Source organism: Pseudomonas sp. BMS12, assembly GCF_001592875.1.
In the GTDB taxonomy this organism is placed as follows: domain Bacteria; phylum Pseudomonadota; class Gammaproteobacteria; order Pseudomonadales; family Pseudomonadaceae; genus Aquipseudomonas.
The window spans coordinates 176709-201907 of sequence record NZ_LSOF01000005.1 but is presented as its reverse complement, the minus strand read 5'-3'; the positions used below and the strand labels follow the sequence as shown (position 1 = coordinate 201907).

The window sequence follows — 25199 nt, the reverse complement described above, 5'->3', positions numbered from 1 at the left end:
GCCTGCACCTTTAGCGTTTGCCGCTGTACCAGATCACCCGGCTGACGCCACGGGTGACGGCCACATAGGCCAGGCGCAGGCTCTCGTCGCGCATGGCCTGGTCATAGCTGTTGCGGAACAGGGCGCAATGGGCGTACAGCGCGTTGCGCAGCGGATGCGACTCCGGGCTGCCGCCGTCGTCGAGGATGATCGCCACCTCGCCCTGCAGGCCCTTGGCCCGGTGGATGCTGTAGGCGCGCACCGGCAGACTCGGGTCCAGCTGGGCCTGCACCCGTTTCAACGCATCGTTGCGCCGGCCCAGCAGCAGTACCGGGTGGCGCTCGCGGCTGCCACGCTGGGCGACATGCGCGCACTGCGTGGCGATCTCCTGCAATAGCTCGGGCAGTTGGCGCTTGAGGTCGAAGCCCTCGATGCGGCGCACGCCGTGGTCGCCCGGTTGCGCGGCCTTGCTCGCCTGGCTGCGCTTGGTTTGCTTGCAGGCAACGCCTTCCAGCAGCGCCTCTGCATCGCGCAGGATCGGCGCGATGCTGCGGAAGTTGGCCGTCAGCATCAGCACCTGGCTCTTGGCCTTGCCGCGGCTGGGAAAATGGCGGTCGAAGTCGAGGAACAGCTCCGGCGAGCTGCCGCGCCAGCCGTAGATCGACTGCCAGTCGTCGCCAATGGCCATCAGGGTGACCTTGCCGCGACCGGCCAGGGCGCGATGCACGGCCTGCAGCCAGTGGACGATCTGTGGCGAGATGTCCTGGAACTCGTCGATCAGCAGATGGCGCAGTGGCTCGATGGCTGCTGCCGGCAGGTCCTGCGTGCTGGCCAGACGTTCGCCGAGCTGGCGGAAGGCGGCATCGAAGGTGGTAACGCCTTGCGCCTGCAATACCGTCTGAAAGCGCGTCCAGAAGCGGGCGAGTGCCTGCAGGAACAGGCGCTCGCGCGGCCCGCAGTCCAGCGTGGCGGCGTCGATTTGATCCGGGCGCAGGCCGAGGCTCTCGGCAAAGCAGCCCTGCTGGTAGAACACTTCAAACAGCGGGGCCGCGCGCAGCTCGCCGGCCAGGCGCAGGCCTTCCTGCGGCGGCTTGCCAACGGTCTTGGGCATGGCCACTCCGAGCAGTTCGTGCACCTGCTGGCGGAATGTGGCATCGCTGGCGTACAGCTCATCATGGGCCTGGCGCAGCAGGCGCTGCTGGGCGGCGGGCAGGCGGCCTCCCAGGTTGGGTGCGTCCGGCTCCTCGCTGGCGCCGCTACCGAGCTGCTCGAACCAGTTCGGTGTGCCCAGCAGCGCCTTGGCCTGCTGCGCCATGGCCGAGTGGAAGGTGCGCACGCACTGGCGTGCCTGCGCCTCGTCGAAGGGGAATTGCCAGAAGGCCAGCAGGCGCAGCAATTGCCCGCGCAGCTCGGCGCAGGAGGCGTTGGTGAAGGAAATCACCGTGAGGCTGGCGGCGGGAATCCGCAGGTGGCAGAGCATGAACACCACGCGCAGCAGCAGGGTGGTGGACTTGCCCGAACCGGCCCCGGCGAAGATGCGTGCCAGCGGGGCGGGGCAGAGGATCATCGCCCACTGCTCGTCGGAGGGCGCGCCGATGAGCCCGGCCGAGACTGCCTCGGCGACACGGGCGCGCATGGCGGCGCTCTGGGTTTCGTCGATCTTCAGGCGGGCACTGGAATAGGTGCCGGGTTGTGCGGGGGCAGGGCCGTCGCTGGTCTTCTTCTTGCGCCCGCCGGCCTTGCTCTTGCCGGTGCTGGCGGGGCGCTTGGCGCGGGGTTGCGGCTGGCGCAGCCTGGCGGAGGCCTCACGTTCGGCGCGCAGGTATTCGGTGGTGCGGGGGAAGTAACGTGCCAGGGCGGTGGAAAGCAGCGCCTGATAGCGTTTGACGGCGGACAGCATGGCAACTCGGCAAGCAGATGCGGCCGGCCATCATACGGGCTTTGCGCAGTCAGCTGGAGCCTGGCAATGGGCCAGCGTGGTCTAGCTGGTGGGGCTGCGCAGTGGCGGTACAGCGCGGCTGCTCTGGTGGGCAGCCGCCATCCAGCAAGCGCGGCCTTGATGCCCAGGGCCGCGCTTATCCCTGTCAGCCGCGCGACAGCGGCGGTGTGCGCGGCGGTACCTGGCGCTTGGAGCCAGTCGACTCGTAGGCCGAGGCCAGGCGCAGCAGGTTGCTGTCGTCGTACGCGCGGCCAGCGAAAGTCAGGCCGATCGGCATGCCGATATCGGCCATCACGCCCATCGGTACCGTGACGGTCGGTACGCCCAGGTGACGGATGGCCAGGTTGCCGTTGGCCACCCAGACACCGTTGCTCCAGGCGATGTCGGCCGATTGCGGATTGATATCGGCATCGGCCGGGCCTACGTCGGCCACGGTGGGGAACAGCACGGCGTCGAGACCAAGGCCATCCATCCAGTCCTCCAGGTCGAGCTTGCGGGTCTTCTCCAGTCCGCGCAGGCCGTCCGGCAGGGTCTCGATCTGGTCCCAGGTCTTCAGGCCGCGCTTGGCCATGTTGACGTATTCGTCCATGCCGGCGGCCAGGTCACCCTCGCGGTTGGGCAGGGTGCCCGGATCGTGGGGGAAGATCTGCGGGCCGTCGACATCGGCCAGGCGGTTGAGCTTGGGATCGCCATTGGCCTGCAGGAAGTCGTCAAAGGCCCAGCCCGACAGCTCCCACAGCTCGTCATGCAGAAATTCCGGGGTGACGATGCCGCGGTTGTAGACGGTCGGTGCGCCGGGGCGGTCGCCCTCGCAGTTGGACACCAGCGGGAAGTCTACCTCGACCACTTCGGCACCGGCGGCTTCCAGCGCCTGGCGCGCGGCTTCCCACAGGGAGATTACCGAGGCGCGGGTCTGGATGCGCTGGCCGGTCGGGCCACCAATGCCGGGGTTCTCGCTGGTGCCAGCCAGCTCGTCCTTGTTGATGAACATGCGCGGCACACCCAGGCGCTTGCCTTTGAGCGCTTCAGCGCCTGCCGCCAGCGCCGGGTAGGACGCCGGGCGCACCTCGGAGGCCTTGGGGATCGGCACCCAGGGTTGCAGGCGCCAGAGGTCGCCGCGGGTGTCCGGGTCGTCGGCCACCACCGCGTCGAGCACTTCCAGCAGGTCGGCCATGGTGCGGGCATACGGCACCACCACGTCCATGGTCGGGGTCAGCGGCCAGTTGCCACGCACCGAGATCACCCCGCGCGACGGGGTATAGGCGCACAGGCCGTTGTTCGAGGCCGGGCCGCGGCCGCTGGACCAGGTTTCCTCGGCCAGGCCGAAGGCGGCGAAGCTGGCCGCCGTGGCAGTGCCGGCACCGTTGGACGAGCCGGAGGCGAAGGGGGCGGTCAGGTAGGCCGCGTTGTACGGGCTTTCGGCGCGGCCGTAGACGCCGCGCTGCATACCGCCGTTGGCCATGGGCGGCATGTTGGTCTTGCCCAGGCAGATGGCACCGGCGGCGCGCAGGCGTTCGACGGTGAAGGCGTCACGCTGGGCGACCAGGTCCTTGAAGGCCGGGCTGCCGGAGGCGGCGGTCAGGCCCTTGACCAGGTAGCTGTCCTTGGCGGTGTAGGGAATGCCGTCCAGCGGGCCGAGTGTCTCGCCCTTGGCGCGACGGGCGTCGGATGCAGCGGCTTCCTTGAGCGCATCGGGGTTGCGCACTACCAGGGCGTTGAGTTGGGTGGCGCTGTCCGGGCCGTCGAAGGCATGGATGCGAGCGAAGTAGGCCTGGACCAGTTCGACGGCGGTGGTGCGGCCGGATTCGAGCGCGGCGCGCAGTTCGGCGATGGGCACTTCGGTGACTTCGATCATGTTGCCAGCTCCTGTTACGGGTGGGGCGTGTTTGCGTTTCAGGCGCGTGCCTGAGTTTAAATTCGATATTTATCGATAAAATACACTGCAAAGTACCTGTAAATAAAGTGCTGCCTGGCTGTCGGCAGATTTCTGTCAGTGTTCATCCTGGGCCTGCGGTTCAGGATGCTCCGCTCATGGGCGGCAGTCTGCGCGCCACCGAGGTCTTCTTGACGATAGCGGTATTGGTTTCGGCTGAGCCATTTATCTGGTCCAGCAGTTCGTCCAGTTGCTCCATGGAGCGTACGTGCAGGCGTGCGATGAAGCAGTCCTCGCCGGTGACCTTGTCGCATTCGGTGAACTCGGGAATCGACTGGATCAGCCGCTCCACCTCGTGCAGCTTGCCGGGCAGCGGCCGCACCCTGACGATGGCCTGCAGCTGGTAGCCGAAGTGGCGCGGCTCGACTTCCACCGTGTAGCCGCGAATCACGCCGCGTTCTTCCAGGCGGCGCAGGCGTTCGGCGACGCTGGGCGAGGACAGCCCGCTGATCTGTGCCAGCGCCTTGAGTGAACGGCGCGAGTCGGCCATCAGGGCTGCGATGAGGGTCTGGTCGATTTCGTCGGTCATTGCATGGCTCGTTAAGTGAAATCAGGAAAATGCCTTCGCAATAAAGGTAAAGGCATGGCTGCGCCTTAGATTAGCTCTGGAGCGGCTGGGGTGCGCAGTCGAATAATGATCGCACTCACTGCGGAGGTTCGATCATGGACAACACGCTCAAGCGCGGCTCGCTGGAAATGCTCGCGGCGATGCTGATTTCCGGCACCATCGGCTGGTTCGTGCTGGTTTCCGGCCAGACGGTGGTCGATGTGGTGTTCTGGCGCTGTGTGATCGGCGGGGCCATGTTGCTGCTGGTCTGCGCGGGCCTGGGCCTGCTGCGTCGCGAGCTGCTGGGGCGGCGGGTGCTGGCGCTGGCCGTGCTCAGCGGGGTCGCCATCGTCGGCAACTGGTTGCTGCTGTTTGCCTCCTATTCGCGGGCCTCCATTGCTATCAGCACGGCGGTGTACAACGTGCAGCCGTTCATGCTGGTGGGCCTGGCGGCGCTGTTTCTCGGCGAGCGCATCACCCTGAACAAGCTGGCCTGGCTGGGGCTGGCCTTCCTCGGCATGCTGGCCATCGTCAGCGCCCATGGCGCGGGGTCGACGGCGGGGGAGAACTATCTGCTGGGGATCGCCCTGGCGCTGGGGGCGGCCCTGCTGTACGCCGTGGCTGCGCTGATCGTCAAACACCTGAACGGTACGCCGCCCCATCTGATCGCGCTGATCCAGCTGCTCACCGGCACCCTGATGCTGGCGCCTCTGGCCAGCTTGCAGTGGCCGCAGCAGCCCGCGGCCTGGGCCAGCCTGGCGGCGTTGGGCATCGTGCATACCGGGATGATGTACATGCTGTTGTACAGCGCCATCCAGAAGTTGCCGACGGCGTTGACCGGGGCGCTGTCCTTCGTGTATCCCATCGCGGCAATCTTCGTCGACTGGCTGGCCTTCGGGCATCGCCTGAGCCTTCTGCAGTGGCTGGGCGTGGCGGCCATCCTGCTGGCGGCGGCGGGCATGCAGCAGGGCTGGAACCTGCGCATGCGGCGCCTGGTTCCGTCACGCCAGTGACAGCACGTCACCAGGCGCTAGGCGATGGCCGCAGGCGGTAGGGCATTGCAGCGTTGCACGAAGGCGATGAAGTCTTCCGGCGGTAGCGCCTTGCTGTACAGATAGCCCTGGAACTGCGTGCAGCCATTCTCCTGCAGGAAGCGCCGCTGCGCCTCGTTCTCCACCCCCTCGGCGATCACCTTCATGCCCATGCTCTGGCCCAGGCCGATGACCGTGCGCACTATGGTCTCGCTGCTGGCGTCCGTGAGCACGTCGCTGACGAAGGAGCGGTCGATCTTCAGCGTGCTCAGCGGCAGGCGCTTGAGGTGGCTCAGCGAGGAGAATCCAGTGCCGAAGTCGTCCAGCGAGAAGCGAATCCCGTGCTCGACCAGCACCTTCATCTTGCGCAGCAGGTCATCCATGTCCTGCACGATCAGGGTCTCGGTCAGCTCCAGCTCGAGGTGCTGCGGGGCAATGGCAAAGTCTTCGATCAGGGTCAGCACCTCGGAGACGAAGGTTGCCTGGCGAAACTGGTTCTGGCTGATATTCACCGCCAGGCTGAGATCCGTGCAGCCGGGCACGCGCTGCCAGGCCTGCAGTTGGCGGCAGGCCTGGCGTAACACCCACTGACCTATGGGCACGATCAGGCCGGTCTTCTCGGCGTGGTCGATGAACTCACCAGGCGCTACGAGCCCGCGCTGTGGGTGCTGCCAGCGGATCAGAACCTCGGCACCGATCACCCGATTGAGGCTGTTCACCTGGGGTTGATAGTGCAGGACGAACTGCTCGTCGCGGATCGCGCTGCGCAGGTCGGCGTCCAGCTCGGAGCGCTCCGCCGCGTCGCTCTGCAGGATATGGATCAGCATGAACAGCATGGCCATGGCCGCCACGGCCTGTACCCAGGAACCGACGACGCGCACCTCGTCCGGCAGGTGATAGTCGCTGACCGGGCTCCAATTCGAGGAGGCCAGGGCGGTGAACAGGGCCAGGCAGATCAGGGCCGCGCCGTGGCGCAGCCACGTGGGCTCGTCACGGAAGGCCATTTGCGAGGCCACCGCCAGGGGCAGCAGGTACAGATGGGTGGCGCGCGGTGCTGCTGGTGTCGAGGGGTCCAGCAGCAGGGTCGAGGCGAGAATCAGTACGATCACCACGCCGAACAGGATCAGATTGGCGCTGCGTACCCGGTTGCGCAACGTCAGGTAGAACACGGCCAAGCCACAGGAAATCAGGGCCAGGTCCATTATCACGATGGGCCAGACGCCGCGCAGGCTGAAGTAGCAACCCCAGAAGATACCGATGAGCACCAGGACCAGGCTGGCCAGCAGGCGCATGCGCCGTTCGCGCCGTTGGCCGATCAGGGCCAGATCGGCGGCCAGCCAGAGCTGGCCGATGCGCTTGGTAAGGCTCGTGGGAGAGGCCATGCGGAATACCTTGGACGGATTCCTTCATTCTTGAAGCGAATGGCCCGAATGCAAGTCGCTCGCCGCCGGACCGCTCGCCGCCAGGCCCGGACAGGGCGCTGCCAGGGCTTCAATCGTCGCGGGTCAGCACTTCTAGCAGTTCGATCTCGAAGATCAGGTTGGCATTTGCCGGGATGGCGCCGACCTGACGTTCGCCGTAGCCCAGGTGAGCCGGCACCCAGAGCTTGCGCTTGCCGCCGACGCACATGCCCATCAGGCCCTGGTCCCAGCCCTGGATCACCCGGCGCGTGCCGATCACGCACTGGAACGGTTTGCCACGCGAGTAGGAGGAGTCGAACTCAGTGCCATCCTCCAGCCAGCCCCGGTACTGGGTGGTGATCAGGGCGCCCTTGACGACGGCCTTGCCGTCGCCGAGTTGGAGATCTTCGACTTTCAATTCGTTGCTCATGTGCTGCTCATCACTCTGCAAATGGTTCAGGTTTGTCCTGGGGTAGATCGGGGCCACTCGCTCGATCACCCATGCTGGCCTTCAGCGCAACATTAGACTTTGGTAGGGGATGCCGAGGTGCCATTGTCCCATGCCATGGCTGTCAGCATCGCCCTAGAGGCGTTGACTCCTGGCCTGCCAGTGGCATGGCGCTGTCCATGTCTCATTTACTATTGCCGTGGTTGTCGACTTTTAGCTAGTTTCCCACCCTGTGCTCAGATTTCGACGCAGCAGTCGCATCATGGAAGTGAAGTTGTTATGACGCGTGCGTATACCCCGCAAGACCCGGATGCTCCGGGCGACCCTCTGGAGCGCCGCCTGCAGGCCCGGCGCCTGATGCAGATCGCCAATGTGCTGTGTCTGATGCTGCTGTTGATCGGCGGCCAGACCCTGCTGGCCCACAGCTGGCTGAACACCGGACTGGTGGCGTTGGCCTTGCTGGCGGTGTTGCTGGGCCGCTGGTTGAATCGGCAGGGCCGGGTAATGGCCTCGATTGCCCTGGTGCTGTTTACCCTCACGGCTCTGGTCAGCCTGTCGCTATGGTTCAGCCAGGGCCTGTATAGCGGGGCGCTGCTGGCTTATCCGGCGATTCTCATCGTTGCCGGCATGCTGGCCTCCAGGTCATTGTTCATCGGCTTGCTGGTGTCGATGCTGGCGATGGTGGCGCTGCTGACCTGGGCCGCGTCGAGCGGCCTGCAGAGTTTTGCGCCGCTACCCATGGGCCTCGGGCGCATGCTCAATGTCAGCGCCATCCTGCTGATGTGCGCGGTGGCGGTATGGTTGCTGGCTAACGACCTGCGCAATACCCTGCTGCGCCTGCAGCACGAGATCGCGCGAGTGCGGGACTCGCAGGCCAGCTTCAACCATCTGGCCCAGCACGATGCGCTGACCAACCTGCCCAATCGCTTGTTGCTGCGCGACCGCATGGAGCAGGCCATGGAGCGTGCGCGTCGTGATGGCACGCAGGTAGCGTTGCTGTTTCTGGACCTGGACAACTTCAAGACCATCAATGACTCCCTCGGCCATGCCGCCGGCGACGAGCTGCTGCAGGAGCTGGCCCAACGCCTGACTCAGACGGCCAGGAGCATCGATACGGTGAGCCGTCAGGGGGGCGACGAGTTCCTCGTGGCGCTGGCTGATGTCGAGGAGCTGGCGACGGTGTCCGAGCTGGTCGCGCAGATTCAGGAGCGACTGGCACAGCCCTTTCTGCTCAAGGGCATGCAGGTGGTCACCTCGCTCTCCATCGGCATCTCGCTGTTTCCGGCCGACGGTGATGACTTCGATACCCTGCTCAAGCATGCGGACATGGCCATGTACCAGGCCAAGTCGGCGGGTCGCAATGCCTGCTGCTTCTTCGACGAACAGGTCAACGCTGCCACCCGCGAGCGCCTGGGCCTGGAGCTTGATCTGCGCCAGGCGCTGCAGCGCGACGAACTGCAACTGTATTACCAGCCCATTGTCGAGCTGCGCAGCGGGCGTCTGCTGGGGGTCGAGGCGCTGCTGCGCTGGCAGCACCCGCAACACGGCCTGCTTGGGCCGGATCGCTTCATTCCTGTGGCCGAGCAGTGCGGGCTGATCGTCGAGGTCGGCGACTGGGTGCTCAACGAGGCCTGCCGGCAGGTGATGCTCTGGCAGGCCGCGGGCCTGCCGCGCTTCGTGGTCTCGATCAACCTGTCGGCGGTGCAGTTCCGCCGGGGCAATCTGGAATTGCGCATTCGTGAGGCGCTGGCCCGCTACGGCTTGAGTCCGGGCTGCCTGGAGCTGGAGCTGACCGAATCCATCCTGCTGCAGGACTCCGAGGCGCTGATCGCCGTGCTGGCCCGGTTGAAGGCGCTTGGCGTGCGCCTGTCCATCGACGATTTCGGCACCGGCTACTCCAACCTGACGTACCTGCAGCGTTTCTGTGTCGACAAGCTGAAGATCGATCAATCCTTCGTGCGCAACCTGCAGAGCAATCCGCAGGATCGCGCCATCGTCACCGCCATCGTGCAGATGGCGCGCAGCCTGGGGCTGCACACCACGGCCGAGGGCGTCGAGGACGAAGCCACGCGTGCTCTGCTGGCCGAACTGGGCTGCGACCAGGGTCAGGGCTACCTGTTCGCTCGGCCGATGGCGGCGCAGGAGTGCACGCAATTTGCCCGGCAGCAGCGGGTGCCGGTGTAGGTACTGTCGCTTACTTCAGGCCTTGTTCGCGTAGCCGCTTGTACAGCGTGTTGCGGCTCAGGCCGAGATGACGCGCCAGATGCGAGATATTGCCGCCGCACGCCTGGTACTGGCTGGCCAGGTCGGCAGCGGCGGGCTCGGGTGAGTCGGGCGGAACAAGAGGTGCTTCCTCCAGGTCGGCGAAGAAATCGTCCGGCAGGTGCTCGGCGCGGATCGGCTGGTCCTCGGCCATGGCCAGGGCGATCTGAAGCACGCTGCTGAGCTGGCGCAGGTTGCCGGGCCAGGGGTGGCGCTGGAACAGCTCCAGCACTTCAGGGCTCAGGCCCGCCCACTGGCTGGGTTCGCGATGGTGCTCCCACACGCGCTGGAACAGCGCGGCCTTGTCGCTGCGCTCGCGTAGCGGCGGCAGCTCCAGGTTGAGGCCGCTGATGCGGTAGTAGAGGTCGGCGCGGAACAGCCCGGCGTCGACGTCCTGGCGCAGCGGGCGATTGGTGGCCGAGACCAGGCGGATGTCCACCGGGTAGGGTTCGCCGCCGCCCAGTGGCTGCACGCTGCGCTCCTGCAGCACACGCAGCAGGCGGGCCTGCACGGCCAGCGGCATGTCGCCGACCTCATCGAGGAACAGCGTGCCTTTGTGGGCCTTGCGGATCAGGCCGATGCTGCCTTTCTGGCTGGCCCCGGTGAAGGCACCTTTCTCGTAGCCGAACAGTTCCGACTCCACCAGCTCGGCGGGAATCGCCGCGCAGTTCACCGCGATCAGTGGCTGACCGGCGCGCGAGCTGGCGTTATGCAGCGCCTTGACGAAGACCTCCTTGCCGGCACCGGTTTCGCCCTGGATCAGAATCGGGATGTCCTTTTCCACCAGGCGCTCGGCCTGGCGTACGGCCTTGTCCACTCGCGGGTCGCCGAGATTGATATTGGCCAGGGTGAAGCCTGCCTGGCGCTCGGCCTGGGGTTGCGCTGGGCGGAAGTCGCGGGGCTGGATGCGCGGCTTGTGCGGGCGCTTGAGCAGGCCGTGGAAACGGTAGCGGCCGGCAGCGCGCAGGGCGAAGGGCAGGCTCTCCGGCTGGTTGAGCAACTGCTGCAACGGCACGTCGAACAGACTCTCGATATTGACCCGCGACAGGCCGACGCCGAGCAGGCTGTCGGCGCGGCGATTGGCCGAGACGATCTGCCCGGCTTCGTCGAACACCAGCAGCCCGGCCCACTGGCTGTCGAGGTTGTCGAGGCTGGTGTTGAAGCTGAGCTGGAAATAATCGTCGCGGAACAGGTTGAGGATCAGCCGGTTCTCCACCGACTGGCTCATCATCTTGACCATGCCCAGGGTGTGGGCGGGTGGCAGGTAGCTGTCGCTGGATACGTCCAGCACGCCGATCATCTGCCGTGCAGCGTCGAAGATTGGCGAGGCCGAGCCGGTCATGAAACGGTTGGCCTTGAGGTAGTGCTCGTCACGCTGAATATTCACCGCCTGGCCGCAGGCCAGCGCCGTGCCGATGGCGTTGGTACCGCTGTAGCGCTCCTGCCACCAGGCGCCGGGGACGAAGCCGGCGGCCTGAGCCGGCTCGACGAAGCGGCGGTCGCCCCAGGACTGCAGCAGCTGGCCCTGGTTGTCGGCCAGCATGATCAGGCAGTTGGAGTTGGCCAGGATGTTCTCGTAGTAGGGCAGCACTTCCTGGTGGGTGGTCTGCACCAGGAAATGCTGGCTCTCCAGCAGGGCGGAGACCTCGCCAGGGGCGGCCTGGCCGAAGGCCGGCTGGCTCTGGTGGGTCAGGCCGAAGTCGCGGCAGCGGCTCCAGGAGTCGCGGACGATGGCGTCGTGGCTCGGCGCCGGGGCAGTGGCAGTGGCAGTCATGTCTTGTGCCTTTTCTTGTTCTTGGAATAGCGACAGCGAGTGGCCGGCTTCGCCGTTACTGCAATGGGCGAGTCGGAGAAAAACGTCCGCCCAGTGTTGTTCATTGCTGTTCAAAGTCAACGCTCGAATTGTTCAGGTGTTCAGTTCGTGCTGTTCACAGCTGTGCAGCGGCTACCCGTTTCAGACGGGTTGATCCAGAGAAATATCTTTTGGATCAACTACATGCGCCTGTTGCTTCGGCGCTGGCACGAATGTCGCCTTATACCGGTACCGTCGGCCGAGTGAGGTGCACGACGGTTGGCGCAATAAATACAAGGACACGCCATGTCGTTAACGCTGGAACATGTCTGCCGTGTGGTCGACCAGCAGGTGTACATCGATGACGCCTGCCTGAGCTTCGAGCCGGGCTCCTTCAATGTGCTGGTGGGCCGCACGCTCGCCGGCAAGACTTCGCTGATGCGCCTGATGGCCGGGCTGGACAAGCCGAGCAGCGGCCGCATCCTGATGCACGGCGCCGACGTCACCGGCGTGCCGGTGCGTCAGCGCAACGTGTCGATGGTCTACCAGCAGTTCATCAATTACCCGAACCTCACGGTGTTCGAGAACATCGCCTCGCCACTGCGTCAGGCCGGGGTAGCCAAGGCCGAGATCGAGCGCAAGGTGCAGGAAACGGCGCAGATGCTGCGCATCGACGCGTTTCTCAAGCGCTACCCGCTGGAACTGTCCGGTGGCCAGCAGCAGCGCACGGCCATGGCCCGCGCACTGGTCAAGGACGCCGACCTGGTGCTGTTCGACGAGCCGCTGGTGAACCTCGACTACAAGCTGCGCGAGGAGCTGCGCCAGGAGATGCGCGAGCTGTTCCGTGCCCGTCGCAGCATCGCCATCTACGCCACCACCGAGCCCAACGAGGCGCTGGCCCTGGGCGGCACCACCACCATCCTGCACGAGGGCAGGGTGATCCAGAGTGGCAAGACCACCGAGGTCTATCAGCGGCCGCAGCAGGTGTTGGCCGCCGAGCTGTTCTCCGAGCCGCCGATCAACCTGATGCAGGGGCGCATCGGCGACAACGAGGTGAGCTTCGAAGACTTCGTGCATTTTCCGCTGACCGCCGAGCTGCGCGATCTGCCGGAGGGGCAGTACCGCTTCGGTGTGCGCCCCGGGCATATCGGTCTGGTGCCGTCCAACGACGATGATTTGGAGCTGGCCGTGACGGTTGAGCTGGCCGAGATCAGCGGCTCGGAAACCTTCCTGCACGTGCGCAGCGAGTACTTCGCCCTGGTTCTGCACCTGCAGGGCGTGCACGAGTACGACGTGGATGCGCCGATCCGCATCTATATCCCGACGCACAAACTGTTCGTCTTCGACACCCGGGACCAATTGGTCCTGGCGCCGATCCGTCGGTCCTGAGGAGCCCCGCATGGCCGAGATACGTTTGCAGAACCTGGCCCACAGCTACAGTGCCGAGCCGAGTGGGGCAGAGGACTACGCCATCCGCGAGATGAGCCATGTCTGGGAGCAGGGCGGCGCTTACGCGTTGCTCGGTCCCTCCGGCTGTGGCAAGTCGACCCTGCTCAACATCATTTCCGGGCTGCTCAGCCCATCCGAAGGCCAGGTGCTGTTCGACATGCGCGAGGTCAACGAGCTGCCGCCGCAGGAGCGCAACATCGCTCAGGTTTTCCAGTTTCCCGTGGTGTACGACACCATGACGGTGTTCGACAACCTGGCCTTTCCTCTGCGCAACCAGGGTTTGGCCGAGTCGCGGGTGACCAGCAAGGTGCATGAGATCGCCGAGGTGCTCGACCTGCACCCGCTGCTGCACCGCAAGGCGCGCAATCTCAGCGCCGACGAGAAACAGAAGGTCTCCATGGGGCGTGGCCTGGTGCGTGACGACGTGTCGGCGATCCTCTTCGACGAACCGCTGACGGTGATCGATCCGCACCTGAAGTGGAAGCTGCGGCGCAAGCTCAAGCAGATCCACGAGCAGTTCAACATCACCATGATCTACGTCACCCATGATCAGCTGGAGGCCTCGACCTTCGCCGACAAGATCGCGGTGATGTACGGCGGACAGATCGTCCAGTTCGGCACCCCGCGTGAGCTGTTCGAGCGGCCGAAACATACCTTTGTGGGCTTCTTTATCGGTAGCCCGGGCATGAACCTGATCGAGGTCACGCCCTATGCCGGGGGCGTGTGCTTCGGCAAAACCCGTGTGCCGCTGCCGCTGGGCTTGTGCCGGCGCCTGACAGAGCTGGGTGGGCGCTCGCTGAAACTGGGTATTCGCCCAGAGTTCGTGCATGTCAGCGACGAGCCCTTCGTCGATGCCCTGCGCGGCGAGGTACGCCACGTCGAGGACCTGGGTACCTACAAGATTCTGACCCTGGAACTGGACGGTGTGACGCTCAAGGCGCGCCTGCAGGAGGACCTGCCGGTGCCGCACAAGGTGGCCTACATCGGCTTCCCGTCGCAGTGGCTGATGCTCTACGCAGACGACGTGCTGGTGGAGGTGCGGGCATGAACAAGGTGGTCAATAACAAGGCCTGGTGGCTGGTACTGCCGGTGTTTCTGCTGGTCGCCTTCAGCGCCATCCTGCCGATGATGACGGTGGTCAACTATTCGGTGCAGGACATATTCGATGCCAGTACCCGTACCTTCGTTGGGGTCGAGTGGTACCAGCAGGTGCTGCAGGACCCTCGCCTGCACGATTCCCTGCTGCGCCAGTTCATCTTCTCCGCCTGCGTGCTGCTGATCGAGATCCCGCTGGGCATCGCCATTGCCCTGTGCATGCCGACCAAGGGGCGCTGGGCTTCAGCCTGCCTGATCGTGATGGCCATTCCGCTGCTGATCCCGTGGAACGTGATCGGCACCATCTGGCAGATCTTCGGTCGCGCCGACATCGGCCTGCTCGGCTGGGCCCTGGGCGAGATGGGCATCGCCTACAACTACGCCTCCAACACCATGGATGCCTGGGTCACCGTGCTGGTGATGGACGTCTGGCACTGGACCTCGCTGGTGGCGCTGCTGTGCTACTCGGGGCTGCGCGCCATCCCCGACGTTTACTACCAGGCCGCGCGCATCGACCGTGCCTCCAGCTGGGCGGTGTTCCGCCATATCCAGCTGCCGAAGATGAAGAGCGTGCTGCTGATCGCCGTGATGCTGCGTTTCATGGACAGTTTCATGATCTACACCGAACCCTTCGTGCTTACCGGCGGCGGGCCGGGCAATGCCACCACCTTCCTCAGCCAGACGCTGACCAAGATGGCGGTGGGGCAGTTCGACCTGGGCCCGGCTGCAGCGTTCTCGCTGGTGTACTTCCTGATCATCCTGCTGGTGTCCTGGGCGTTCTACACGGCCATGACCCACAACGACCAGCAGCGCTGAGGAGCCCGCCATGACCATTCGCAAAACGCTGGCGCTGCTGTTCTACATCCTGTTTCTGCTGGTGCCGATCTACTGGTTGCTGAACATGTCGTTCAAGAGCAACACCGAGATCCTCGGCGGCCTGACCCTGTGGCCGCAGGAGTTCACCCTGGCCAACTATCAGGTGATCTTCACCGATCCGAGCTGGTACACCGGTTACCTCAACTCGCTGTACTACGTGTGCCTGAACACCCTCATCTCGCTGACGGTGGCGCTGCCAGCGGCGTACGCCTTCTCGCGCTACCGTTTTCTCGGCGACAAGCACCTGTTCTTCTGGTTGCTGACCAACCGCATGGCGCCGCCGGCGGTGTTCCTGCTGCCGTTCTTCCAGCTGTACTCGTCTATCGGCCTGTTCGACACCCACATTGCCGTGGCCCTGGCCCATTGCCTGTTCAACGTGCCGCTGGCGGTATGGATTCTCGAGGGCTTCATGTCCGGGGTGCCGAAGGAAATCGACGAAACCGCCTACATCGACGGCTACAGCTTCCCCAAGTTCTTCGTGAAGATCTTCATCCCGCTGATCGGTCCCGGCATCGGCGTCACGGCGTTCTTCTGCTTCATGTTTTCCTGGGTCGAGCTGCTGCTGGCGCGGACCCTGACCTCGGTGAACGCCAAGCCGATCGTGGCGGTAATGACCCGCACCGTGTCGGCCTCCGGTATCGACTGGGGAGTGCTGGCGGCGGCGGGGGTGCTGACCATCCTGCCCGGCATGCTGGTGATCTGGTTCGTTCGCAATCATGTGGCCAAGGGCTTCGCCCTCGGTCGGGTCTGAGGAGGCACGACTATGGAATGGATGGCCTGGACCCTGCCCACCGCGCTGTTCTTCGGCGGCATCGCGCTGCTGCTGATCGGCATGACGGTGTGGGAGATCCGTTCGCCCTGCGTGGAACGCAAGGGCTTCCTGCCGATCGCCACGAGTCGTGGTGATCGCCTGTTTATCGGTTTGCTCGGCAGCGCCTACCTGCATCTGCTGGTGGTGGGCGTGACCGACTGGAGCGTGTGGGCGGCCTCGGCGCTGTCCGTCGTGTGGTTACTCATGGTGATGCGCTGGGGCTGAGCGACTGCCTGGTCGCCCGGTTCCCTTAACCCCCGAAGGAGGAGTCTATGTTCGACAATAACAACAAGACCCGACATAGCATGGCGCTGGCTGCCTTGCTGACGTTGTCCGGACTGAGTGGTGCGGCCTGGGCCGATGCCTATGAAGAGGCGGCGAAGAAGTGGATCGACAGCGAGTTCTCGCCGTCCACCCTGAGCAAGGAACAGCAGCTCGCCGAGCTGCAGTGGTTTATCAAGGCAGCCGAGCCGTTCCGCGGCATGGAGATCAACGTCGCCTCGGAAACCATTGCCACTCACGAGTACGAAGCCAAGGTGCTGGCCAAGGCGTTCAGCGAGATCACCGGAATCAAGCTGACCCACGACCTGATGCAGGAAGGCGATGTGGTCGAGAAGCTGCAGACCCAGATGCAGTCGGGCAAGAACATCTACGACGGCTGGGTCAACGACTCGGACCTGATCGGCACTCACTTCCGCTATGGCAAGGCGGTGGCGATCAGCGACATGATGGCCAACGAGGGCAAGGACTTCACCTCGCCGACCCTCGACCTCGACGACTTCATCGGCCTGTCCTTCACCACGGGGCCGGACAAGAAGCTGTACCAACTGCCCGACCAGCAGTTTGCCAACCTCTACTGGTTCCGCGCCGACTGGTTCGAGCGGCCGGACCTGAAGGCCAAGTTCAAGGAAAAATACGGCTATGAGCTCGGTGTGCCGGTGAACTGGTCGGCCTACGAGGACATCGCCAAATTCTTCACCGAGGACGTCAAGGAAATCGACGGCAAGCGCGTCTACGGCCACATGGACTACGGCAAGAAGGACCCGTCCCTGGGTTGGCGCTTCACCGATGCCTGGTTCTCCATGGCCGGCGGTGGCGACAAGGGCCTACCCAACGGCCTGCCGGTGGACGAGTGGGGCATTCGCGTCGAGGGCTGCCGCCCGGTGGGCTCCAGCGTCGCTCGCGGTGGTGATACCAACGGCCCGGCGGCGGTGTACGCCACCACCAAGTATGTCGACTGGATGCGCCAGTACGCGCCGCCGGAGGCCCAGGGCATGACCTTCTCCGAGGCCGGTCCGGTGCCTGCGCAGGGCAATATCGCCCAGCAGATCTTCTGGTACACCGCCTTCACCGCCGACATGACCAAGCCGGGTCTGGCTGTGGTCAACGAGGATGGCACGCCCAAGTGGCGCATGGCGCCGTCGCCCAAGGGCCCGTACTGGGAGGAGGGCATGAAGCTCGGCTACCAGGACGCCGGCTCCTGGACCTTCCTCAAGTCCACTCCGGAGAAGCAGCGCCTGGCGGCTTGGCTGTACGCGCAGTTCGTCACCTCCAAGACCGTTTCGTTGAAGAAGACGCTGGTCGGCCTGACGCCGATTCGCGAGTCGGACATCAATTCCCAAGCCATGACCGACGCTGCGCCCAAGCTGGGCGGCCTGGTGGAGTTCTACCGTAGCCCGGCCCGGGTGCAGTGGACGCCGACCGGCACCAACGTTCCGGACTATCCCCGCCTGGCGCAGCTTTGGTGGCAGTTCATCGCCGAGGCGGCCAGTGGCGACAAGACCCCGCAGGAAGCGCTGGATGGCCTGGCTGCGGCCCAGGACACCATGATGGCGCGCATCGAGCGCTCTGGCGTGCAGGGTGACTGTGGGCCTAAGCTCAACGAGCCGAAGGATCCGCAGTACTGGCTGGATCAGCCGGGGGCGCCGAAACCGAAGCTGGCCAACGAAAAGCCGAAGGGCGAGACGGTGAGCTACGACGAGCTGGTCAAATCCTGGCAAAAGGCCCAGTAGGGCTGGTGGTGGAAACGAAAACGGCGCCCGAGGGCGCCGTTTTTCATTGCTGCAGTTCCGCTTACGCGTGCAGATGTTCTGCGGCGTACAGGGTGTTCTCCAGCAGACAGGCGCGGGTCATCGGGCCGACGCCACCGGGAACCGGGGTGATCCAGCCGGCGCGTTCGGCGGCCACATCAAACTCCACATCACCCACCAGCTTGCCGTCGGCCTGGCGGTTGATGCCGACGTCGATGACGATGGCGCCTGGCTTGATCCACTCACCTTTGACCAGGCCAGGCTTGCCGGCAGCTACCACGACGATGTCGGCCTGGGCCAGATGGCCGGGCAGATCCTTGGTGAAACGGTGAGTCACGGTCACGGTACTGCCGGCCAGCAGCAGCTCCAGGGCCATGGGGCGACCAACGATGTTGGAGGCGCCGACGATCACGGCATGCTGACCGTGCAGATCAACGCCGGTGCTTTCCAGCAGGGTCATGATGCCTTTCGGGGTGCAGGGCCGCAGCAGTGGCATGCGCTGCGACAAGCGGCCAACGTTGAACGGGTGGAAACCGTCTACGTCCTTGTCCGGGCTGATGCGCTCCAGCAGTTGCGATGCGTCCAGGTGGGCGGGCAGGGGTAGCTGAACCAGGATCCCGTCGATGGCGTTGTCACGGTTGAGCTGGTCGATCAGTCCCAGCAGCTCACCTTGAGTGGTGTTTGCGGGTAGGTCGTGGGCTACGGAGACGAAGCCGACTTCCTCGCAGTCCTTACGCTTGTGCGAGACATACACCTGCGAGGCTGGATCACTGCCGACCAGAATTACCGCCAGGCCAGGAGCGCGCAGGCCCTGTTGGCGGCGCTCGGTGACACGTTGGGCGATTTCCTGGCGGAGCTTGGCGGCAATGGCTTTGCCATCGATCAGTTGTGCGGTCATGACGCGTGCTTAAACCATGAGGAAGGATGAGAAAAAGGTCGTCCATTCTCGCATGGGCGGTCGATGGGGCAAAGGCACATGCGTCACCCTTTCCTGTAACTCCTTTATCTCAAAGAAATTTTTTTGAAATTCGTGTTGACGCATGTGCGGTGGCTATATAAGATTCGCCCCGCTTGTCGAGCACAGCCAGTCGCTGGGTAAGAAGGCGACAGCCCTGGTGGCTGGAGCTGTAGCTTTAAAGTCTGTTCGCAGATGATTAAGCGCCCGTAGCTCAGCTGGATAGAGCATCCGCCTTCTAAGCGGATGGTCGCAGGTTCGAGTCCTGCCGGGTGCGCCATTGGCGAATCAGGCACAAGCAACGCAATATGGTGGGCGTAGCTCAGTTGGTAGAGCACAGGATTGTGGCTCCTGGTGTCGTGGGTTCGATTCCCATCGTCCACCCCATATTCGAGAAAGCGCCAGGCCCAAGGCCTGGCGTTTTCGTTTAAAGCGTTACCACGCGGACGTGGTGAAATTGGTAGACACACCAGATTTAGGTTCTGGCGCCGCAAGGTGTGAGAGTTCGAGTCTCTCCGTCCGCACCATCTTCTTCCTTCCTTTTATATCCCGCCGGTTTTTGTGCTCGTTTGTGCAGGTGACTTCTGCTATTCGAGCCACTAGAATGCTCGCCTTTGATTTTGGGGCCGGAACGGCCGGCTTATGTCTGTGCAACGAGGAATATCCATGCAAGTTTCTGTTGAAAGCACCTCCGCTCTTGAGCGTCGCATGACTATCGGCGTACCGGCCGAGCGCATCGAGACCGAAGTGACCAAGCGTCTGCAACAGACTGCCCGTCGTGCCAAGGTTGCTGGTTTCCGTCCCGGCAAGGTGCCGATGAACGTCATCCGTCAGCGCTACGAAGACTCCGCTCGTCAGGAAGCGCTGGGTGATCTGATCCAGGCGACCTTCTACGAGGCCATCGTCGAGCAGAAGCTGAATCCGGCGGGTGCGCCGTCTGTCGAGCCGAAAACCTTCGAGAAGGGCAAGGATCTCGAGTACGTCGCTACTTTCGAAGTGTTCCCGGAAATCCAGCTGGCTGGCTTCGACGGCATCGCCGTCGAGCGCCTGCAGGCTGATGTCGCTGACAGCGATGTCGACAACATGCTGGAAATCCTGCGCAAGCAGAACACCCGTTTCGAAGCCGTCGAGCGTGCTGCCGAGAATGGCGACCAGCTGAACATCGACTTCGTCGGCAAGATCGACGGCGAAGCCTTCGCCGGCGGCAGCGCCAAGGGTACTGCGCTGGTACTGGGCTCCGGTCGCATGATTCCGGGCTTCGAAGATGCACTAGTTGGCGTCAAGGCTGGCGAAGAGCGTGTGATCAATCCGACTTTCCCGGAGGATTACCAGAATCTGGACCTGGCCGGCAAAACCGCCGAGTTCACCGTCACCGTCAACAGCGTTTCCGCTCCGCAACTGCCGGAACTGAATGACGACTTCTTCGCCCTGTTCGGTGTCAAGGAAGGCGGCATGGAAGGCTTCCGTGCCGAAGTGCGCAAGAACATGGAGCGCGAGCTGCGCCAGGCCATCAAGTCCAAGGTCAAGAACCAGGTAATGGAAGGTCTGCTGGCCGCCAACCCGGTCGAAGTACCGAAGGCTCTGATCGGCAACGAAGTCAATCGTCTGCGCGTGCAGGCTGTTCAGCAGTTCGGTGGCAACATCAAGCCGGATCAGCTGCCGGCCGAGCTGTTCGAAGAGCAGGCCAAGCGTCGCGTGGTGCTGGGTCTGATCGTTGCCGAAGTGGTCAAGCAGAGCGAGCTGAAGGCTGACGAAGCCCGCGTGCGCGAGCTGATCGAGGAAATGGCCTCTGCTTACCAAGAGCCGCAGCAGGTCGTGGCCTGGTACTACAAGAACGACCAGCAGCTGAACGAAGTGCGTTCGGTTGTACTGGAAGAGCAAGTTGTAGATACTGTCCTGCAGAAGGCCAGCGTGACCGACAAAGCGGTCTCCTACGAAGAAGCGGTCAAGCCGGCGGAAGCTCCGCAAGCAGCCTGATCCCTCGCCTCGTTCGAGCACAACCATAAGCCAGCCTTCGCGCTGGCTTATGCGTCTTTAGAGACATGACTATTAGGGAGAGATCGCTAGACATGTCGCACAATTCTTTCATGAACTCCATGCCTGACATCCAAGCCGCCGGCGGCCTCGTGCCAATGGTGATCGAGCAGTCCGCCCGTGGCGAGCGCGCCTACGACATTTACTCGCGCCTGTTGAAGGAGCGGGTGATCTTCCTGGTCGGCCAGGTCGAGGACTACATGGCCAACCTGGTGGTGGCCCAGCTGCTGTTCCTTGAGGCGGAGAATCCGGACAAGGATATCCACCTTTACATCAATTCCCCGGGTGGCTCGGTGACTGCCGGCATGTCGATCTACGACACCATGCAGTTCATCAAGCCCGATGTGTCGACCATCTGCATCGGTCAGGCCTGCAGCATGGGGGCGTTGCTCCTGGCTGGCGGCGCCGCAGGCAAGCGTTACTGTCTGCCGCACTCGCGCATGATGATTCACCAACCGCTGGGCGGCTTCCAGGGTCAGGCCTCGGATATCGAGATCCACGCTCGCGAGATCCTCACCATTCGTGAGCGCCTGAACAAAATTCTGGCTGACCACTGCAAGCAGCCGATCGATGTGATTGCCAAGGATACGGACCGCGACAACTTCATGAGTGGCGATGATGCGGTCAAATATGGCCTCATCGATCAGGTTCTGACGCGGCGTCAGCTGGCTGTCTGATCGCGCCCTCGCATGACGGCCGGGCGTGCCCGGCTGTCCCGCAGGCTTGAAAATGCCTGCAATTGCCTTCATCTTGTGTTTCATGCCTACCGTATTGGATCGATCGAATGACTGACACCCGCAATGGCGAGGATAACGGCAAGCTGCTCTATTGCTCCTTCTGTGGCAAAAGCCAACACGAAGTACGCAAGCTGATCGCCGGGCCCTCGGTCTTTATCTGCGACGAGTGCGTCGACCTGTGCAACGACATCATCCGTGAGGAGGTGCAGGAAGCCCAGGCCGAGAGCAGCGCTCACAAGTTGCCTGCCCCCAAGGAAATCAGCGGCATCCTGGATCAGTATGTGATCGGTCAGGAGCGTGCCAAGAAGGTGCTCTCCGTTGCTGTGTACAACCACTACAAGCGCCTGAATCAGCGCGAGAAGAAAGATGACGTCGAGCTGGGCAAAAGCAACATCCTGCTGATCGGACCTACCGGTTCGGGCAAGACGCTGCTGGCCGAGACATTGGCGCGCTTGCTCAACGTTCCCTTTACCATCGCCGATGCCACTACCCTGACCGAAGCCGGTTATGTGGGCGAGGACGTCGAGAATATCATTCAGAAACTGTTGCAGAAGTGCGACTACGACGTAGAAAAAGCCCAGATGGGCATTGTCTACATCGATGAAATCGACAAGATTTCGCGCAAGTCGGACAACCCATCCATCACTCGTGACGTTTCGGGTGAGGGGGTGCAACAGGCACTGCTCAAGCTGATCGAAGGTACCGTGGCTTCGGTTCCGCCGCAGGGTGGCCGCAAGCATCCACAGCAGGAATTCTTGCAAGTCGACACTCGCAACATCCTGTTCATCTGCGGTGGTGCATTCGCTGGTCTGGAGAAGGTTATCCAGTCGCGTTCCACCAAAGGCGGCATCGGCTTTAATGCCGAAGTGCGCAGCCAGGACCTGGGCAAGAAGGTTGGCGAGGCGCTGCGCGAAGTCGAGCCTGATGATCTGGTCAAGTTTGGTCTGATTCCCGAGTTCGTCGGTCGTCTGCCAGTCATCGCTACTCTCGACGAGTTGGATGAAGCAGCATTGATGCAGATTCTGACCGAGCCGAAGAACGCCTTGACCAAGCAGTACGCCAAGCTGTTCGAGATGGAAGGTGTCGATCTTGAGTTCCGTGCCGATGCGCTGAAAGCTGTCGCGCACAAGGCTCTGGAGCGCAAGACTGGCGCACGTGGCCTGCGTTCGATCCTCGAGGGCGTACTCCTTGACACCATGTATGAGATTCCCTCGCAGTCCGAGGTCAGCAAGGTGGTGATCGACGAAAGCGTCATCGAGGGCAATTCCCAGCCATTGCTCATCTATGAGAACAGTGAGCCGCCTGCAAAGGCCGCGCCTGACGCATGATGATGTAACAAAGGGCCCTGCGGGGCCCTTTGCTTTTGCGTCTTTCTCGCTTGTTTTTTCCTAGGGCTGGCCCCATCTTAGGTTCAAGGGTATCCCGTCCGTTTACGGCCGAATGGCCGCCGTAGAGCTGAAATCATGAAGACAACCATCGAATTGCCTCTCTTGCCGCTGCGTGATGTCGTGGTCTATCCGCACATGGTCATCCCGCTGTTTGTCGGTCGTGAGAAGTCCATCGAGGCCCTTGAGGCGGCGATGACCGGTGACAAGCAGATTCTTCTGCTGGCCCAACGTAATCCGGCTGATGATGATCCGGGTGAGGATGCGCTCTACCGCATGGGCACGGTTGCCACTGTACTGCAGCTGCTCAAGCTGCCGGACGGTACGGTCAAGGTGCTGGTCGAAGGTGAGCAGCGCGGTGCCGTTGAAAGGTTCATTGAGGTGGACGGGCATTATCGCGCCGAAGTGCAGCTGGTCGATGAGCAGGATGCGGCCGAGCGCGAGTCCGAAGTGTTCACTCGCAGCTTGCTCAGCCAGTTCGAGCAGTACGTGCAGCTGGGCAAGAAGGTGCCTGCGGAAGTGCTTTCTTCGCTGAATAGCATTGATGAGCCGGCGCGCCTGGTCGACACCATGGCGGCGCATATGGTGCTGAAGATCGAGCAGAAGCAGGAAATTCTTGAGATCACCAGCCTGGCTGAGCGGGTTGAGCACGTGCTGGCGTTGCTGGATGCCGAGATCGATTTGCTGCAGGTCGAGAAGCGTATCCGTGGTCGCGTCAAGAAACAGATGGAGCGCAGTCAGCGTGAGTACTATCTGAATGAGCAGATGAAGGCCATTCAGAAGGAGCTGGGCGACATCGATGAGGGGCATAACGAAGTCGATGAGCTGAAGAAGCGCATCGAAAACGCTGGCCTGACCAAAGAGGCGCATGCCAAGGCCACGGCCGAGCTGAACAAGCTCAAGCAGATGTCGCCGATGTCTGCCGAGGCCACTGTCGTGCGTTCTTACATCGATTGGCTGACCAATGTGCCGTGGAAGGCCGAAAGCAAGGTGCGCCTGGATCTGTCCAGGGCAGAGGATATCCTCGAGGCCGACCATTTCGGCCTGGAGGAGGTGAAGGAACGCATTCTTGAGTATCTCGCCGTACAGAAGCGTGTGAAGAAGCTCAAGGGCCCTGTGCTCTGCCTGGTTGGACCGCCTGGTGTGGGCAAGACCTCGCTGGCCGAATCCATCGCTCGAGCCACCAATCGCAAGTTCGTGCGCATGGCTCTGGGTGGTGTGCGTGACGAGGCGGAAATCCGCGGCCATCGCCGCACCTATATCGGTTCGATGCCGGGGCGGTTGATCCAGAAACTGACCAAGGTTGGCGTGCGCAATCCGCTGTTCCTGCTCGACGAGATCGACAAAATGGGCAGCGACATGCGTGGTGATCCGGCTTCGGCGCTGCTGGAGGTGCTTGATCCGGAGCAGAATCACAACTTCAACGATCACTATCTGGAAGTCGACTACGACCTGTCCGATGTGATGTTCATCTGTACTGCCAACTCCATGAATATTCCGGGCCCTCTGCTGGACCGCATGGAGGTAATTCGTCTTCCCGGCTACACCGAGGAGGAGAAGGTCAATATTGCCGTCAAGTACCTGGCGCCCAAGCAGATCCAGGCGAACGGCCTGAAAAAGGGTGAGCTGGAGTTCGAAGAGACGGCCATTCGCGACACTATCCGTTACTACACCCGTGAGGCGGGCGTTCGGAGCTTGGAACGGCAAATCGCCAAGGTGTGCCGCAAGGCCGTCAAGGAACATGCCAAAGAGCGCCGATTCAAGGCTGTGGTTACGTCAGACTCGCTTGAGCATTATCTCGGCGTGCATCGCTATCGCCATGGTTTGGCGGAACAGCAGGATCAGATTGGCCAGGTCACCGGTCTGGCCTGGACTCAGGTCGGTGGCGAGCTGCTGACCATTGAGACGGCTGTGGTTCCGGGGAAAGGTCAGTTGATCAAGACGGGCTCGCTCGGCGATGTGATGGCCGAGTCGATGACCGCCGCTCTGACTGTGGTGCGCAGCCGGGCCAAGAGCCTGGGTATCGCTCCGGATTTCCACGAGAAGCGTGATGTACACATCCACATGCCGGAAGGTGCGACTCCCAAGGATGGTCCAAGTGCAGGTATCGGTCTGTGCACTGCATTGGTGTCTTCTCTGACGCAGATTCCGGTGCGTGCCGATGTGGCGATGACCGGCGAGATCACTTTGCGTGGTCAGGTACTGGCAATTGGTGGGCTCAAGGAAAAACTCCTGGCCGCCCATCGCGGTGGAATCAAGACTGTGATCATTCCGGAAGAGAATGTGCGGGATCTCAAGGAAATTCCGGAAAATATTAAGCAAGACCTGACCATTAAGCCGGTTAAATGGATTGACGAGGTCCTGCAAATTGCGCTGCAATACGCCCCGGAGCCCTTGCCTGATGCGGCTCCCGAGATGGTTGCAAAGGATGAGTCTCGCGAGACTGATTCCAAGGAGCGAATCAGCACGCATTAGCCGGAAGGCTTCCTTGACACT

19 protein-coding genes and 3 tRNA genes are annotated in these 25199 nt (G+C 63.0%); 15 read left to right on the top strand and 7 right to left on the bottom strand.

Annotated elements, in window-relative coordinates:
* Positions 1–10 precede the first annotated feature (10 nt).
* The 3 genes from AYB31_RS04360 to AYB31_RS04350 all read right to left on the bottom strand — a co-directional run bounded on the left by AYB31_RS04360 (position 11) and on the right by AYB31_RS04350 (position 4380).
* Positions 11–1879, bottom strand: coding sequence for a DEAD/DEAH box helicase (locus AYB31_RS04360; RefSeq protein ID WP_068826148.1), 1869 nt, complete (start codon positions 1877–1879; stop codon positions 11–13).
* A gap of 184 nt (positions 1880–2063) precedes the next feature.
* Positions 2064–3773, bottom strand: coding sequence for an amidase (locus AYB31_RS04355; protein WP_068826146.1), 1710 nt, complete (start codon positions 3771–3773; stop codon positions 2064–2066).
* 160 nt (positions 3774–3933) lie between these two features.
* Positions 3934–4380, bottom strand: coding sequence for an Lrp/AsnC family transcriptional regulator (locus AYB31_RS04350; RefSeq protein WP_068826145.1), 447 nt, complete (start codon positions 4378–4380; stop codon positions 3934–3936).
* A gap of 134 nt (positions 4381–4514) precedes the next feature.
* Here AYB31_RS04350 and AYB31_RS04345 point away from each other — a divergent pair, with 134 nt between their 5' ends.
* On the top strand, positions 4515–5411 hold the full coding sequence (locus tag AYB31_RS04345; protein WP_068826143.1) for a DMT family transporter: 897 nt from the start codon (positions 4515–4517) through the stop codon (positions 5409–5411).
* Between the two features lie 17 nt (positions 5412–5428).
* On the opposite strand, the gene AYB31_RS04340 is transcribed toward AYB31_RS04345, so the two are convergent.
* Together AYB31_RS04340 and AYB31_RS04335 are read right to left on the bottom strand one after the other, a co-directional pair.
* Positions 5429–6811, bottom strand: coding sequence for a putative bifunctional diguanylate cyclase/phosphodiesterase (locus AYB31_RS04340; protein ID WP_068826142.1), 1383 nt, complete (start codon positions 6809–6811; stop codon positions 5429–5431).
* Positions 6812–6920: 109 nt separating this feature from the next.
* The gene (locus tag AYB31_RS04335; RefSeq protein WP_068826140.1) at positions 6921–7259 is read right to left on the bottom strand and encodes an FKBP-type peptidyl-prolyl cis-trans isomerase; all 339 of its coding nucleotides are present in this window, start codon (positions 7257–7259) and stop codon (positions 6921–6923) included.
* A gap of 297 nt (positions 7260–7556) precedes the next feature.
* Here AYB31_RS04335 and AYB31_RS04330 point away from each other — a divergent pair, with 297 nt between their 5' ends.
* Positions 7557–9461, top strand: a complete 1905-nt coding sequence (locus AYB31_RS04330) for a putative bifunctional diguanylate cyclase/phosphodiesterase (RefSeq protein ID WP_068826138.1) — start codon at positions 7557–7559, stop codon at positions 9459–9461.
* Between the two features lie 10 nt (positions 9462–9471).
* Here AYB31_RS04330 and AYB31_RS04325 read toward each other — a convergent pair whose 3' ends face one another.
* On the bottom strand, positions 9472–11313 hold the full coding sequence (locus tag AYB31_RS04325; RefSeq protein WP_068826135.1) for a sigma-54-dependent Fis family transcriptional regulator: 1842 nt from the start codon (positions 11311–11313) through the stop codon (positions 9472–9474).
* Between the two features lie 324 nt (positions 11314–11637).
* Between AYB31_RS04325 and AYB31_RS04320 the strand changes: the two genes are divergently transcribed.
* Genes AYB31_RS04320 through AYB31_RS04295 form a run of 6 tightly spaced genes read left to right on the top strand, consistent with a single transcriptional unit; the run spans position 11638 to position 17574 of the window.
* Positions 11638–12720: an ABC transporter ATP-binding protein gene (locus AYB31_RS04320; RefSeq protein WP_068826133.1), complete on the top strand. Its 1083-nt coding sequence runs from the start codon at positions 11638–11640 to the stop codon at positions 12718–12720.
* Positions 12721–12730: 10 nt separating this feature from the next.
* Positions 12731–13828, top strand: a complete 1098-nt coding sequence (locus tag AYB31_RS04315) for an ABC transporter ATP-binding protein (RefSeq protein ID WP_068826131.1) — start codon at positions 12731–12733, stop codon at positions 13826–13828.
* Entirely contained in the window at positions 13825–14691 is an 867-nt protein-coding gene (locus tag AYB31_RS04310; protein ID WP_068826129.1) for a carbohydrate ABC transporter permease, read from the top strand. The genes AYB31_RS04315 and AYB31_RS04310 overlap by 4 nt, the downstream gene beginning before the upstream one ends.
* Before the next feature lie 10 nt (positions 14692–14701).
* Complete coding sequence (locus AYB31_RS04305; protein ID WP_068826127.1) at positions 14702–15502, top strand: carbohydrate ABC transporter permease; 801 nt, start codon at positions 14702–14704, stop codon at positions 15500–15502.
* Between the two features lie 12 nt (positions 15503–15514).
* On the top strand, positions 15515–15787 hold the full coding sequence (locus AYB31_RS04300; RefSeq protein ID WP_068826125.1) for a DUF2160 domain-containing protein: 273 nt from the start codon (positions 15515–15517) through the stop codon (positions 15785–15787).
* 47 nt (positions 15788–15834) lie between these two features.
* Positions 15835–17574 (top strand): ABC transporter substrate-binding protein, encoded by a 1740-nt coding sequence (locus AYB31_RS04295; protein WP_068826123.1) that lies wholly within the window; start codon positions 15835–15837, stop codon positions 17572–17574.
* A 61-nt stretch (positions 17575–17635) separates the two neighbouring features.
* On the opposite strand, the gene folD is transcribed toward AYB31_RS04295, so the two are convergent.
* Positions 17636–18490: a bifunctional methylenetetrahydrofolate dehydrogenase/methenyltetrahydrofolate cyclohydrolase FolD gene (gene folD, locus AYB31_RS04290; protein ID WP_068826121.1), complete on the bottom strand. Its 855-nt coding sequence runs from the start codon at positions 18488–18490 to the stop codon at positions 17636–17638.
* Positions 18491–18750: 260 nt separating this feature from the next.
* On the opposite strand from folD, the gene AYB31_RS04285 reads away from it, so the two are divergent.
* The 7 genes from AYB31_RS04285 (at position 18751) to lon (ending at position 25178) form a co-directional block, all read left to right on the top strand.
* Positions 18751–18827: transfer RNA gene (locus AYB31_RS04285), tRNA-Arg, on the top strand.
* A gap of 31 nt (positions 18828–18858) precedes the next feature.
* A tRNA-His gene (locus AYB31_RS04280) sits at positions 18859–18934 on the top strand.
* Between the two features lie 55 nt (positions 18935–18989).
* A tRNA-Leu gene (locus AYB31_RS04275) sits at positions 18990–19074 on the top strand.
* Positions 19075–19213: 139 nt separating this feature from the next.
* Positions 19214–20524: a trigger factor gene (gene tig / locus AYB31_RS04270; RefSeq protein ID WP_068826119.1), complete on the top strand. Its 1311-nt coding sequence runs from the start codon at positions 19214–19216 to the stop codon at positions 20522–20524.
* Positions 20525–20616: 92 nt separating this feature from the next.
* Positions 20617–21258, top strand: a complete 642-nt coding sequence (gene clpP, locus AYB31_RS04265; RefSeq protein WP_068826117.1) for an ATP-dependent Clp endopeptidase proteolytic subunit ClpP — start codon at positions 20617–20619, stop codon at positions 21256–21258.
* Between the two features lie 107 nt (positions 21259–21365).
* Entirely contained in the window at positions 21366–22646 is a 1281-nt protein-coding gene (gene clpX / locus AYB31_RS04260) for an ATP-dependent Clp protease ATP-binding subunit ClpX (protein WP_068826115.1), read from the top strand.
* A gap of 135 nt (positions 22647–22781) precedes the next feature.
* Complete coding sequence (gene lon / locus AYB31_RS04255) at positions 22782–25178, top strand: endopeptidase La (RefSeq protein ID WP_068826113.1); 2397 nt, start codon at positions 22782–22784, stop codon at positions 25176–25178.
* Positions 25179–25199: the final 21 nt, after the last annotated feature.

Coding starts and splice junctions, on each gene's coding strand:
- folD (WP_068826121.1), bottom strand. CDS start 18,490: ATGACCGCACAACTGATCGATGGCAAAGCCATTGCCGCCAAGCTCCGC.
- AYB31_RS04345 (WP_068826143.1), top strand. CDS start 4,515: ATGGACAACACGCTCAAGCGCGGCTCGCTGGAAATGCTCGCGGCGATG.
- AYB31_RS04330 (WP_068826138.1), top strand. CDS start 7,557: ATGACGCGTGCGTATACCCCGCAAGACCCGGATGCTCCGGGCGACCCT.
- AYB31_RS04310 (WP_068826129.1), top strand. CDS start 13,825: ATGAACAAGGTGGTCAATAACAAGGCCTGGTGGCTGGTACTGCCGGTG.
- AYB31_RS04295 (WP_068826123.1), top strand. CDS start 15,835: ATGTTCGACAATAACAACAAGACCCGACATAGCATGGCGCTGGCTGCC.
- AYB31_RS04335 (WP_068826140.1), bottom strand. CDS start 7,259: ATGAGCAACGAATTGAAAGTCGAAGATCTCCAACTCGGCGACGGCAAG.
- AYB31_RS04300 (WP_068826125.1), top strand. CDS start 15,515: ATGGAATGGATGGCCTGGACCCTGCCCACCGCGCTGTTCTTCGGCGGC.
- lon (WP_068826113.1), top strand. CDS start 22,782: ATGAAGACAACCATCGAATTGCCTCTCTTGCCGCTGCGTGATGTCGTG.
- tig (WP_068826119.1), top strand. CDS start 19,214: ATGCAAGTTTCTGTTGAAAGCACCTCCGCTCTTGAGCGTCGCATGACT.
- AYB31_RS04325 (WP_068826135.1), bottom strand. CDS start 11,313: ATGACTGCCACTGCCACTGCCCCGGCGCCGAGCCACGACGCCATCGTC.
- AYB31_RS04305 (WP_068826127.1), top strand. CDS start 14,702: ATGACCATTCGCAAAACGCTGGCGCTGCTGTTCTACATCCTGTTTCTG.
- AYB31_RS04360 (WP_068826148.1), bottom strand. CDS start 1,879: ATGCTGTCCGCCGTCAAACGCTATCAGGCGCTGCTTTCCACCGCCCTG.
- AYB31_RS04340 (WP_068826142.1), bottom strand. CDS start 6,811: ATGGCCTCTCCCACGAGCCTTACCAAGCGCATCGGCCAGCTCTGGCTG.
- AYB31_RS04350 (WP_068826145.1), bottom strand. CDS start 4,380: ATGACCGACGAAATCGACCAGACCCTCATCGCAGCCCTGATGGCCGAC.
- AYB31_RS04315 (WP_068826131.1), top strand. CDS start 12,731: ATGGCCGAGATACGTTTGCAGAACCTGGCCCACAGCTACAGTGCCGAG.
- AYB31_RS04320 (WP_068826133.1), top strand. CDS start 11,638: ATGTCGTTAACGCTGGAACATGTCTGCCGTGTGGTCGACCAGCAGGTG.
- AYB31_RS04355 (WP_068826146.1), bottom strand. CDS start 3,773: ATGATCGAAGTCACCGAAGTGCCCATCGCCGAACTGCGCGCCGCGCTC.
- clpX (WP_068826115.1), top strand. CDS start 21,366: ATGACTGACACCCGCAATGGCGAGGATAACGGCAAGCTGCTCTATTGC.
- clpP (WP_068826117.1), top strand. CDS start 20,617: ATGTCGCACAATTCTTTCATGAACTCCATGCCTGACATCCAAGCCGCC.